Source organism: Xanthomonas sp. SHU 308 (assembly GCF_000364645.1).
In the GTDB taxonomy this organism is placed as follows: domain Bacteria; phylum Pseudomonadota; class Gammaproteobacteria; order Xanthomonadales; family Xanthomonadaceae; genus Xanthomonas_A; species Xanthomonas_A sontii.
The window spans coordinates 1-12,100 of record NZ_AQOK01000544.1 but is presented as its reverse complement, the minus strand read 5'-3'; the positions used below and the strand labels follow the sequence as shown (position 1 = coordinate 12,100).

The window sequence follows — 12,100 nt, the reverse complement described above, 5'->3', positions numbered from 1 at the left end:
AGCGGCGCCCACTGCTCGGCCGACAGGCTGCGCGCACGCAACTGCACGCGGCGCACGCCGGCGTCCAGCGCGCGCTCCAGCGCCGCCAACCAGGGACCCGGCTCGGCCGGCTCCGGCGTCACCAGGTAGCAGGCGGGCTGGCGCAGCATCGCCACCACCGGCTGGTCGGCCGGCGGCATCGCGTAGCGGCCCAGCTTGTCGGCGCTCACCCAGGTCAGCGCCTGGCCCTCGCGGCCGCGCGGCGTGCCCTTCCACGCCGCCACCTGGCGCACTTCCAGGCGCAGCCGCTTGTCCGGGTAGCGCTGCGGCACTTCCATCAGCCACTCGCCGACGACGGCCTCGATGCCCAGTTCCTCCTGCAACTCGCGCACCAGCGCCTGCTCCGAGGTCTCGCCGGGCTCGCGCTTGCCGCCGGGAAATTCCCACAGGCCGGCGAGGTCGCGGCCCTCGGTACGGCGGGTCAGCAGGATACGGCCACGCGCATCGGTGATGACGCCGGCGACGACATGAATGGATCTGAGCGGTTCGGACATGGCGCAAGCTTGCCGTTTCCGGCAGCGCCAGCGCAATCAACCAGGGTCACATTGGCGCCGATCGGCTGTGGAGGGCAGCGACGCCCACGCAGCCAGGCAGTCCCAGGCGATGGCCTTTTTGGCGGCGCGCCACTGATGGCAGGCGCTACCGCAGCAACGCCAGAGCGTCATCGGAAATGGCCGTGAGTGGGCGCTGATCCGCCTGCAACGCTGCCCGGCGCGCGCCGCGCAACGCGCTGCGGCGGCGCGCATGGCGGTGATTGCCGCACTTCCACCACCACCGCCCGCTCAGGCGCCCAGGCTGTGGCCGATCCGCCACAGCACGCCACCGGGGTCGTGCAGGGTGAAGTCGCGCATGCCCCAGGGACGGTCCCCGGGTTCGCCCAGACGCGCGCCGTAACGGCCCGCCAAATCGGCTGCATGCAGCCGCCGCCACCAGGCATCGGCGTCCTCCACCCACAGATGCAGCACGAGGTTGTGCGCCAGGCCCGCGTGGTAGAAATCCTGCAGCAGGAACGCGCAACGGTCGCCATGGCGGAAGCAGATCAGGCCGTCGCCGAGCGGCTCGGGCGCGAAGCCTACGTCGGCATAGAACCGCGCAGACAGCGCGAGATCCTGCGCCGGCACGAAGACCTTCAGTTCCAGGCTGGGCGAAGGCTCCACGGCAGGCCTACAGAGGCAATGGCGACATCGGCCAGCCTACGCGCCGCACGCACGGTACGCCACGTCGGCAAGCGCATCGCTCCAAGCCCTTCCCAAAAACAGAATGCCCCGCGCAAGGCGGGGCTATTCGCAAACGCGTGATCGATCCGACACCTGCATCCGTCGCTCACTCCTTCGCCGAAGGGAGTGCAAGAGCCGGCGTGGGGGTGTCATGACTGGCACCCCGGCACCCACAGCGTGCGACGCCGAATGCGGAGCCGCCACGCGCTTGCGCAGCGGTCCGCGCAACGCCAGGCTCAGCTCAGCTGGCCGTGGCAGTGCTTGTACTTCTTGCCGCTGCCGCAAGGGCACGGATCGTTGCGGCCGACCTTCGGCGCTTCGCGGGTCACCTGCGCCACGGTCGGCGCACCCGCCTCGCCGCGCTGCACCTGCTCGGCTTCCTCGTCGGCGCCGTAACCGCCGGCATCCTGGTGCTGGAACTGGGCCTGGCGCAACTGCGCCTCCACCTGCTGACGCTCCTGCGCTTCGAGCGCGGCCACTTCCTCCTCGCTGCGGATGCGCACCCGCGCCAGCAGGGTGACCACTTCGCGCTTGGCGTGCTCCAGCATCTCCGAGAACAGCTCGAACGCTTCCTTCTTGTATTCCTGCTTGGGCTGCTTCTGCGCATAACCGCGCAGGTGGATGCCCTGGCGCAGGTAGTCCATGCGCGCCAGATGCTCCTTCCAGCTCTGGTCGAGCACGGTGAGCATCACGTGCTTCTCCAGCGCGCGCATGGTCTCGCCGCCGATCGCCGATTCCTTCTCGCGGAAATGGCGGTCCACTTCCTCACGCACCTTCTCGACGATACCGTCCGCGTCCAGTTCCTCGTGGCGCTTGACCAGGTCGGTGATCGACAGCGACAGGCCGAGTTCGCTGGCCAGCGTGGCTTCCAGGCCCGGCAGGTCCCACTGGTCGTCCACCGAGTTCGGCGGCACGAAGCGCGACACGATGTCGTAGATCACGTCGTCGCGGATGCCGTCGACGTTCTCCTTGACCGACTCGGCGTCCAGCAGTTCGTCGCGCTGGGCGTAGATCACCTTGCGCTGGTCGTTGTTGACGTCGTCGAAGTCGAGCAGGTTCTTGCGGATGTCGAAGTTGTGCGCCTCGACCTTGCGCTGCGCCTTCTCGATCTGCCGGCTGACCAGCTTGTCCTCGATGACGTCGTCTTCCTTCATGCCCATCATGCGCATCGCCTTCTGCACCCAGTCCGAGGCGAAGATGCGCATCAGGTTGTCTTCCAGCGACAGGTAGAACCGCGAGGAACCCGGGTCGCCCTGGCGGCCGGAACGGCCGCGCAGCTGGTTGTCGATACGCCGCGACTCGTGGCGCTCGGTGCCGATGATGTGCAGGCCGCCGGCGGCCTTGACCGCGTCGTGGCGCTCCTGCCAGGCCGCCTTCAGGCGCGCGCGCGTCGCGTCGTCAAGCTCCTCGCCCAACGCATGCAGTTCGGCTTCCAGCGAGCCGCCGAGCACGATATCGGTACCGCGGCCGGCCATGTTGGTGGCGATGGTCACCGCGCCCGGCTGGCCGGCGTTGGCGACGATCTGCGCTTCGCGCTCGTGCTGCTTGGCGTTGAGCACTTCGTGCTTCACGCCCGCCTTGCGCAGGTGCTCGGACAGCATCTCCGAGGTCTCGATCGAGGTGGTACCGACCAGCACCGGCTGGCCGCGCTTGGCGCAGTCCTCGATGTCGGCCAGCACCGCGTTGAACTTGCCCTGGCGGTTGAGGAACACCTGGTCCGGCCAGTCCTTGCGGATGGTCGGGCGGTTGGTCGGGATCACCACCACTTCCAGGCCGTAGATGCTCTGGAATTCGTAGGCTTCGGTATCGGCCGTGCCGGTCATGCCGGACAGCTTCTTGTACATGCGGAACAGGTTCTGGAAGGTGATGCTGGCCAGCGTCTGGTTCTCGCGCTGCACCGGCACGCCTTCCTTCGCTTCCACCGCCTGGTGCAGGCCGTCGGACCAGCGCCGGCCCGGCAGGGTGCGGCCGGTGAACTCGTCGACGATCACCACCTCGCCGTCGCGCACGATGTAGTCGACGTCGCGCTGGTAGATCGCGTGCGCGCGCAGCGCCGCGTTGAGGTGGTGGACCACGCTCAGGTTCTGCGCGCCGTACAGGCGGTCTTCCTCGTCGGTGAGGATGCCGGCGGCGCGCAGCAGCTCTTCGGCGTGCTCCATGCCCGCTTCGGACAGGTGCACCTGCTTGCCCTTCTCGTCGACCCAGAAGTCGCCCTCGCCCTCTTCCGACTCCTGCTTGACCAGCTGCGGCACGATGCGGTTGACGCGGATGTACAGCTCCGGCGACTCGTCGGCCGGGCCGGAGATGATCAGCGGCGTACGCGCTTCGTCGATCAGGATCGAGTCGACCTCGTCGACGATGGCGTAGTTGAGGCCGCGCTGGAAGCGGTCGGCCTTGGACAGCGCCATGTTGTCGCGCAGGTAGTCGAAGCCGAATTCGTTGTTGGTGCCGTAGGTGATGTCGGCGGCGTAGGCGGCGTGCTTGTCGCTGTGCGGCATGCCCGGGTACACCACGCCCACGCTCAGGCCCAGCCAGTTGTACAGCTTGCCCATCTGCGCGGCGTCGCGGCGCGCCAGGTAGTCGTTGACGGTGACCACGTGCACGCCCTTGTCTTCAAGCGCGTTGAGGTACACCGGCAGCGTCGCGACCAGGGTCTTGCCCTCGCCGGTGCGCATTTCCGCGATCTTGCCCAGGTGCAGGACCATGCCGCCGATCAACTGCACGTCGTAGTGGCGCATGCCCAGCACGCGTCGGCTGGCCTCGCGGCACACCGCGAACGCTTCCGGCAGCACCTTGTCCAGGGTCTCGCCGCCGGCGATGCGCCCACGCAGTTCCGGGGTCTTGGCCTGCAGCTGCTCGTCGGAGAGCTGCTCCATCTCCGGCTCCAGCGCATTGATCTTGGCGACGATACGGTGGAGCTGGCGCAGTTGGCGCTCGTTGCGGCTACCGAAAACGCGAGTAAGCAGACTGTTGATCATTGAAGGAACCGGTTGGAAAGGAACGCCTCGACGGCCCGATCCCCAGGGAATCGACGGGCCGCAAACGAAACAGGGCGCGAGGCGCCCTGTCGATGGCAAAGCACATTGTAGCTTGGGGCGGCGCCCGGCGATTCAAGCGCCGGCACGCCAACCCCGCAAGGCTCAGCCGCGGCCGCGGCGGCCCACCGGGATGGCGCCATCGCCGAGAAACTTGGCCGGGTTCACCACCACCCCGTCCTTCCACACCTCGAAATGCACGTGGGCACCGGTGGAACGGCCGGTGGAGCCGGCCTTGGCCACTTCCTGACCGACCCGCACCAGGTCGCCGACCTTCACCGACAGCCGCGAATTGTGCGCGTAGCGGGTGACATAGCCGTTGCCGTGGTCGACCTCGACCACGTTGCCGTAGCCGCCGCGCACGCCGGCGTAGCTGACCACGCCGTCGGCCACCGCCAGCACCGGGTCGCCGACGTTGGCGTGGAAGTCGATGCCCTTGTGGTTGCCGGTGCCGCGGCCGAACGGGTCGGCACGGCCGCCGAAGGCCGAGGTGATGTAGCTGTTGCGGATCGGCATCCGCGAAGGCACCGCGTTCTGGTCCAGCTGGTGGTCGAACAGCAGCGATTCCAGCACCGACAGCTGCTGGCCGGAGGTGGCGAACTGCTGCTGCAGCCCGTCCAGTTCCTTGCCGAGCTGCTGCGCGGGCATGTCGTGGCTGGGCTCGTCGTCGCCGCCACCGACGCCGACCGGCTGGTCGAAATCGAACTCGCCGTCCTGCAGCTTGCCCATGCGGGTCAGGCGATCGCCGAGCGCGTTGAGCCGGGTCGCCTGCGCCTGCAGTTCGCCCAGCCGCGCCGCCAGGGCGTTGACCTGGGTCTGCGCGTCGCGGCGCACCTGCGCCAGTTCCTGGTCCTGCCGCTCGAGCTTGGCGCGCATCTGCGCCGAACCACCCCATCCGGCTGCGGCGCTGACGCCGATGCCGAGTACCATGCCGAGGCCGAGCACCGCACCGAGCGCGGCGAGGGGGCGACGATCGGCGAATTCGCGCAATCGCCACGGCAACGTCTTGACCCCCTTTTCACTGGAACGGATTACGATCTTCTTGAACGTCATATGAGTTTTCATGTCTAAGCGAAAGTCCGGCGAAGGCCATACCGCCACGCCGCAGCCGGCGCTGGACGCCGCACTGGCGGACAAGGCGGGCGACCCGTTGCGCCGCGCCCTGTGGCTCGACGCGCTGGACCGGCAGTTACGCCCCCATTTGCCGCCGAACCTGGCGCCCCGTTGCCGGTTGGCCAATGTGAACGGCGAACAGCTCGTTTTTCTCGTTGAGTCTCCGGTCTGGCACGCCCGGGTCAGGCTGGCCGAGGCCGACATCCTTGCTGCGGCCCGTTCCATCGGGCTGAAAGCCACCAAAGTGACCGTCAAGACTGCGACTGCGCCCGCGCATTCCCCAATGCAGCAGGCAAGAAGCACGCCGGCTCCGGTTTCTGCGGCCACGCACAAGGGGTTGCGCGAGGCTCTGGCTTCCCTGCAGGACGTCGTCTCCGCGACGCCCGATGCGACCACGGGCTCCGACCGTGGCCGTCGACGTACGTAGACACGCACGCCGCGACCGACGCATCCTAGCGGGCGTCGGGCGCGAGGTCGTTACCGATTCGTTAAATCGGCGTTAAGGGAAGAAGAAGGAACGGCCGATTGCCGATTCCGTGATACCCACCCGGCCGTCACCGGGTTGAACGGTTCAGGCGTAAGCCGCCGCCCCGTAAGCCACCGGCGCCTGCTGCGCGGCGGATTCGAAGCTGACCCACTCCCACGCCGCCTGTTCGGCGAGCAGGGCGCGGACCAGCTTGTTGTTCAGTGCGTGGCCGGACTTGTAGCCCTCGTAGGCGCCGAGGATGGCACCGCCAGCCAGATACAGGTCGCCGATCGCATCGAGGATCTTGTGGCGCACGAACTCGTCGGCGTAGCGCAGGCCGTCGTCGTTGAGCACGCGGAACTCGTCGAGCACGATGGCGTTGTCCATCGAACCGCCCAAGCCGAGATTGCGCTCGCGCATGTACTCCAGGTCGCGCATGAAGCCGAAGGTGCGCGCGCGGGAGATTTCCTTGATGTAGGCCATCGTCGAGAACTCGATCTCCTGGCGCGACTGCTTGGCCGGGATCATCGGGTGGTCGAACTGGATGGTGAAACCGAGCTTGTAGCCGCCGTCGTAGGGCACGAAACGGGCGATCTTGTCGCCGTCGCGCACTTCCACCTCGCGCTTGATGCGGATGAAACGCTTGGCCTTGTCCTGCTCGACGATGCCCGCCGACTGCAGCAGGAACACGAACGGACCGGCCGAGCCGTCCATGATCGGCAGTTCGGCCGAGGACAGTTCGACGATGGCGTTGTCCACGCCGAGGCCGGCCATCGCCGACATCAGGTGCTCCACCGTCTGGATCTTGGCCTGGCCGCGGCTCAGGCCGGTGCACAGCGTGGTCTCGGTGACCAGCTCGGCATCGGCCGGCACGTCCACCGCCGGATCCAGGTCCACGCGTCGGAACACGATGCCGTGGTCGGCCGGTGCGGGGCGCAGGGTCATGTAGACCTTGTCGCCGCTGTGCAGGCCCACGCCGGTGGCGCGGATCGTGTTCTTGAGGGTGCGTTGCTGGGTCATGGCAGACAGTCTGGGAACGTCTGTTCGCACGGGAACTGAACAGACAACGAGAATATCACGCGTTTAGCTAAATTTTAACAAAGCGGTCACAGCATCCCATCGGTGCAACGCTGGCCCGTGCCGGCGTCGCGGTCGCAAAAACCTGCCGGGTCGCAAGGACCCGGCAGCAAGGGACACGGCGCGCCGGCCAGGGAGGCGCTCCTGGACGGCGGTGTTGCGGGCCGGCGCGCGCGCCGGCCGATGATGCAGACCTCAGTCGGCCTGACGGCGCAGGAACGCCGGGATATCCAGGTAGTCGCTCGGCAGGTCGGCCGCGGCCGGTGCCGGGGCGGACGGCGCTGCACCCATGCCGTCGCCGCTCGGACGGCGCAGGCCCAGGCCCATCGCACCGCCGACCGCCTTGGACACGGCGTCGCCGCCATGCTCGAAGTCGCCGAACTCCGGCTGGCCGGTGGTGGCGTTGCGCACCAGCTTGATCGGCGCACGCTGCTCCGGACGCTGCGACTGGCGCGACACCGCACGGTTCAGGCCGGTGGCGACCACGGTCACGCGCACTTCGTCCTGCATGTCCGGATCCAGCACGGTGCCGACCACCACGGTGGCGTCCTCGGAGGAGAAGCCTTCGATGGTGCGGCCGATCTCGTCGAACTCGGCCATGGTGAAGTCCGGGCCGGCGGTGATGTTGACCAGGATGCCGTTGGCGCCGGCAAGGTTGACGTCGTCCAGCAGCGGGTTCTGGATCGCGGCCTCGGCGGCGGCCTGTGCGCGGTCGTCGCCGCGGGCCGAGCCGGTGCCCATCATCGCCAGGCCCATTTCCGACATCACGGTGCGCACGTCGGCGAAGTCGACGTTGATCAGGCCCGGACGCACGATCAGGTCGGCGATGCCCTGCACCGCGCCCTGCAGCACGTCGTTGGCGGCGCGGAACGCCTGGATCATGGTGGCGTTGCGGCCGAGCACGGTGATCAGCTTTTCATTCGGAATGGTGATCAGCGAGTCGCAGTGCTGGCTCAGTTCCTCGATGCCCTTCAGCGCCACCTGCATGCGGCGGCGGCCTTCGAACGGGAACGGCTTGGTGACCACGGCCACGGTCAGGATGCCCATTTCCTTGGCCAGCTGTGCCACCACCGGCGCGGCGCCGGTGCCGGTGCCGCCGCCCATGCCGGCGGTGATGAACACCATGTCCGCGCCCTGCAGCGCGTCCATGATGCGCTCGCGGTCTTCCAGCGCGGCCTGGCGGCCGACTTCCGGGTTCGCGCCCGCGCCCAGGCCCTTGGTGACGTTGGTGCCGAGCTGCAGCTGCAGCTTGGCGCCGCAGTTCTTGATCGCCTGCGAGTCGGTGTTGGCGGTGATGAACTCCACGCCGTCCACGCTGCTGCTGACCATGTGCGCGACCGCGTTGCCGCCGCCGCCGCCCACGCCGACCACCTTGATCACTGCATTGGGTGCCATCTTTTCAATCAGTTCGAAATGCGCCATGTCCGTTTCCTCTTTGAGCCGTGAATGGGGAATCGGGAATGGGGAATCGGATCGCTCCGTTCGCTGTCCCGACACCCGCATTTCGGCGAGTGTTGTTGTTTGGAAGCTGGGAATGGGGAATCGGGAGTGGGGAATCGCAACAGCGCGTCTCCAGCCCGGGACCCTTTCCTCAGCGGAATTGCAAAAAAACCACGCCTACCTACCTTCTCTCACCGCTCTCCACCGATCTCACCGCACTGCCTTTGCTTTTGCTCTTACCCATTCCCAATTCCCGATTCACCATTCCCGGCCCTCAAAACTCGCCGCGATACCAGTTCTTCAATTTCTTGAACAAGCTGCCGGCGCGGCCGGTCGGCAGCGACGGGCGGCGTGGGTGTTCGATCTGGCTGCCCATCAGCAGCAGGCCCACGCCGGTGGCGTGGACCGGGTTGCCGACGACTTCGCCCAGGCCGGTGACGTGCTGGGGAATGCCCACGCGCACCGGCATCTGCACCATTTCCTCGGCCAGTTCGACCACGCCTTCCATCTTCGAGGCGCCGCCGGTCAGCACCATGCCGGCGCGCACCAGTTCCTCGAAGCCGGAGCGGCGCAGTTCCGCCTGCACCATCTCGAAGATTTCCTCGTAGCGGCCCTGCACCGCCTGCGCCAGCGAATGGCGCGGCATGCGCCGCGGCGGACGGTCGCCGACGCTGGGTACCTGGATGCTTTCCTCGGCAGTGGCCAGCTGCGCCAGCGCGCAGGCGTAGCGCACCTTGATCTGCTCGGCTTCCGGGGTCGGCGTGCGCAGCATGTGCGCGATGTCGTTGGTGACGTGGTCGCCGGCGATCGGCAGCGAGGCGGTGTGGCAGATCGCGCCCTGCACGAACACCGCCAGATCGGTGGTGCCGGCGCCCATGTCCACCAGCACCACGCCCAGCTCGCGCTCGTCGGCGGTCAGCACCGCCACCGAGGACGCCAGCGAGGACAGGATCAGGTCGTCCACCTGCAGGCCGCAGCGCTGCACGCACTTGCTGATGTTGGCGGCGGCCGACTGCGCGCACACCACCAGGTGCGCGTGCACCTCCAGGCGCACGCCGGTCATGCCGACCGGGTTGCGGATGCCTTCCTGCGAATCGTCCAGCACGTACTCGCGCGGGATCGCGTGGAGGATGCGCTGGTCGGCCGGGATCGCCACCGCCTTGGCCGCTTCCAGCACGCGGTCCAGGTCGTTCCAGGTCACCTCGCCGTCGCGGATCGGCACGATGCCCGGCGAGTTCTTGCACTGCACGTGGTTGCCGGAGATCGACGCGTACACCGAGCGGATCTCGCAGCCGGCCATCAGCTCGGCTTCCTCGATCGCGCGCTGGATCGACTGCACGGTGGATTCGATGTCCACCACCACGCCGCGCTTGAGCCCGCGCGACTCGTGCGAACCGATGCCGATCACCTCGATCGGGTTGCCGGGCGAGTATTCGCCGACCAGCGCGACGACCTTGGAGGTGCCGATGTCCAGTCCAACGATGAGGGATTTGTCGCCTTTGCGGTTCATGTCTTGGAGCCGGGAATAGAGAATCGGGAATGGGGAAGGGAGAAGAGCGGGCTCTCGCGATGGGATGGAGGGTCGGCCAGTGCCGCGTGCCGCGCGGGCTGGGCCGGTGCCGCAGGCTTCTTTTCCTTGCCCGGCTCCTTACTCGGCTCTTTGCTCTCGGGTACCCATGCCACGGTGAATCCGTTGGTGTAGCGAAGATCGGCGCGCGCCAGCGGCGGCTGGCCCGGCTGCAGCAGTTGCGGCAGCACCCGGGCGAAGCGCTCCAGGCGGGCACGCGCGTCGTCGCGGCCGACCACCACCTGCACGCCGTTGCCCAGCGCCAGCGACCAACTGCCGCGCGCGTCCAGTGCCACGCCCTGCACCGGCAGGCCGACCGGCGCGAACAGTGCGCGCGAGGTGTTGTACAGCGCGACCACGTCGGCGGCCTTGGCGTCCGGGCCGGCCAGATGCGGCAGCGCCACGTCGCGCAGTTCGTTGGGCAGGGCGAAGATGCGGCCCTGCTCGGACAGCATGCGGTCCGCACCCCAGCGCGCGAATGGGCGGTGTTCGACGACGCGCACTTCCAGCACGTCCGGCCAGCGCTTGCGCACGCGCGCGCTCTCCACCCACGGCAGGCGCTCGATCGCGTCCTGCGCATCCTGCAGGCGCACCGCGAAGAAACCACGGCGCGCATACGGCAGCACCACCTGGCGCAACTGCTCGGCGGACACGCGCTTGAAATCGCCGCTCACCTGCAGCCGGCTCAGCGGCCAGCGCTCGGCCCCGACCCAGCCGTTGAGCACGGCCACGATCGGCAGCGCGACCAGGGCCAGCGCCAGCAGCCAGGCGAGGATGCGCAGGGAGGCGTTCATGGGCGCACCGTCCGGTGCGCGGGAATGGGGAATCGGGAATGGGGAATGGGCAAGGCACAAGCGGCCGCGCACGCGGCACCGCTCTTGCCCATTCCCCATTCCCGATTTCCGATTCCCGGCGTCACAGCGTCTGCTCCAGGATGCGCCAGCACAGGCCGGCGAAATCCACGCCGAGCTGCGCTGCGGCCTTGGGCACCAGCGAGTGGCTGGTCATGCCCGGGGCGGTGTTGACCTCGATCAGTTGCAGGCCGCGCACGCGGTCGCGCATCACGTCCACGCGGCCCCAGCCGCTGCAGCCGGCGGCGGCGAAGGCCTGCAGCGCGAGCTGGCGGATCTGGGTCTCGTCCTCGCCCTGCATGCCCGGGCACAGGTACTGGGTGTCCTCGGCGATGTACTTGGCGTGGTAGTCGTACCAGTCGCCGGCGGGGACGATGCGGATCGACGGCAGCGCGATATCGCCGAGGATGCCGACGGTGTATTCCTCGCCCTGCACCATCTGCTCCATCAGCAGCTCGCCGCGGTAGTCGGCGGCGAAGGCGCGCACCGGCGCCAGGTCGGCCTCGGACAGCACGCGGAACACGCCGACGCTGGAGCCTTCGCAGGCCGGCTTGACGAACAGCGGGTAGCCCAGCGCGGCGGCGGCCGCGGCCAGGTCGGCCTGGGCGTCGATGCGGGCGAAGCCCGGCGTCGGCAGGCCGGCGGCGATCCACACCTGCTTGGTGCGGATCTTGTCCAGGGTCAGCGCGCTGCCGAGCACGTCGGGGCCGGTGAACGGCACCTGCAACGCACGCAGCAGCCCCTGCAGCACGCCGTTCTCGCCGTCGCCGCCATGGAGGATGTTGAACACGCGATCGACTTCGCCGGCGCGGATGCGCTCGAGCAAGGCGGGAATGCCATCCACCGGCTTCGCGTCGACGCCGCGGCTGCGCAGCGCCTCGAGCACGTTGGCGCCGGAGTTCAGCGACACCTCGCGTTCGCTGGAGGTGCCGCCGAGCAACACGGCGACGCGGCCGAACGCGGCCGGGTCGGTGACGCGCGGCGGCGGCAGGGTCTGCGCGCTCATGCGTCGGCTCCGCCGGCGAAGCCGTGCTGGGCGATGTGCTGGGCCACGTAACCGATGTCGCCCGCGCCCATCATCAGCAGCAGGTCGCCGTCCTGCAGCACGTCCGGCAGCACGCTGTCGAGTTCGCCGACCTGGCCGACCACCACCGGCTCGCTGCGGCCGCGCGCGCGGATCGCGCGCGCCAGCGAGCGCGCGTCTGCGCCCGGGATCGGCGCCTCGCCGGCCGGGTAGACCTCGCTGAGCACCAGCGCGTCCACTTCCGACAGCACCGCGGCGAAGGCGTCGAACT

At 68.5% G+C, this 12,100-nt stretch carries 10 protein-coding genes and 1 pseudogene; 1 reads left to right on the top strand and 10 read right to left on the bottom strand.

Translation table 11 applies throughout. The features are described from left to right. From mutT to D588_RS0116155, 4 genes are all read right to left on the bottom strand, one after another. Positions 1 to 533 (bottom strand): 8-oxo-dGTP diphosphatase MutT (gene mutT, locus D588_RS0116170; RefSeq protein WP_017916716.1); only part of this gene is annotated, 533 nt, incomplete at its 3' end. 288 nt (positions 534 to 821) lie between these two features. Then, positions 822 to 1,196, bottom strand: coding sequence for a VOC family protein (locus D588_RS0116165; protein WP_017916715.1), 375 nt, complete (start codon positions 1,194 to 1,196; stop codon positions 822 to 824). Positions 1,197 to 1,492: 296 nt separating this feature from the next. Continuing rightward, positions 1,493 to 4,234, bottom strand: coding sequence for a preprotein translocase subunit SecA (secA, locus tag D588_RS0116160; RefSeq protein ID WP_017909647.1), 2,742 nt, complete (start codon positions 4,232 to 4,234; stop codon positions 1,493 to 1,495). Positions 4,235 to 4,396: 162 nt separating this feature from the next. Next, on the bottom strand, positions 4,397 to 5,344 hold the full coding sequence (locus D588_RS0116155) for a M23 family metallopeptidase (protein WP_017916714.1): 948 nt from the start codon (positions 5,342 to 5,344) through the stop codon (positions 4,397 to 4,399). A 10-nt stretch (positions 5,345 to 5,354) separates the two neighbouring features. Here D588_RS0116155 and D588_RS0116150 point away from each other — a divergent pair, with 10 nt between their 5' ends. Next, the gene (locus tag D588_RS0116150; protein WP_017916713.1) at positions 5,355 to 5,831 is read left to right on the top strand and encodes a DUF721 domain-containing protein; all 477 of its coding nucleotides are present in this window, start codon (positions 5,355 to 5,357) and stop codon (positions 5,829 to 5,831) included. A 144-nt stretch (positions 5,832 to 5,975) separates the two neighbouring features. Here D588_RS0116150 and lpxC read toward each other — a convergent pair whose 3' ends face one another. The 6 genes and pseudogenes from lpxC to murC all read right to left on the bottom strand — a co-directional run. Beyond that, positions 5,976 to 6,890 carry a UDP-3-O-acyl-N-acetylglucosamine deacetylase gene (lpxC, locus tag D588_RS0116145; protein ID WP_010340119.1) on the bottom strand — a complete coding sequence of 305 codons (915 nt, stop codon included), beginning with the start codon at positions 6,888 to 6,890 and terminating at the stop codon, positions 5,976 to 5,978. 252 nt (positions 6,891 to 7,142) lie between these two features. Further along, on the bottom strand, positions 7,143 to 8,369 hold the full coding sequence (gene ftsZ / locus D588_RS0116140; protein WP_017909650.1) for a cell division protein FtsZ: 1,227 nt from the start codon (positions 8,367 to 8,369) through the stop codon (positions 7,143 to 7,145). Between the two features lie 292 nt (positions 8,370 to 8,661). Further along, positions 8,662 to 9,897 (bottom strand): cell division protein FtsA, encoded by a 1,236-nt coding sequence (gene ftsA / locus D588_RS0116135; RefSeq protein ID WP_010340121.1) that lies wholly within the window; start codon positions 9,895 to 9,897, stop codon positions 8,662 to 8,664. After that, positions 9,894 to 10,748, bottom strand: coding sequence for a cell division protein FtsQ/DivIB (locus D588_RS0116130; RefSeq protein ID WP_017912956.1), 855 nt, complete (start codon positions 10,746 to 10,748; stop codon positions 9,894 to 9,896). Before D588_RS0116130 ends, ftsA begins: the two co-directional genes overlap by 4 nt. Positions 10,749 to 10,869: 121 nt before the next feature. After that, positions 10,870 to 11,811: a D-alanine--D-alanine ligase gene (locus D588_RS0116125; protein WP_017916712.1), complete on the bottom strand. Its 942-nt coding sequence runs from the start codon at positions 11,809 to 11,811 to the stop codon at positions 10,870 to 10,872. After that, positions 11,808 to 12,100, bottom strand: a pseudogene (murC, locus tag D588_RS25060) (UDP-N-acetylmuramate--L-alanine ligase); the annotation flags it as partial. The gene D588_RS0116125 and the pseudogene murC, both read right to left, overlap by 4 nt.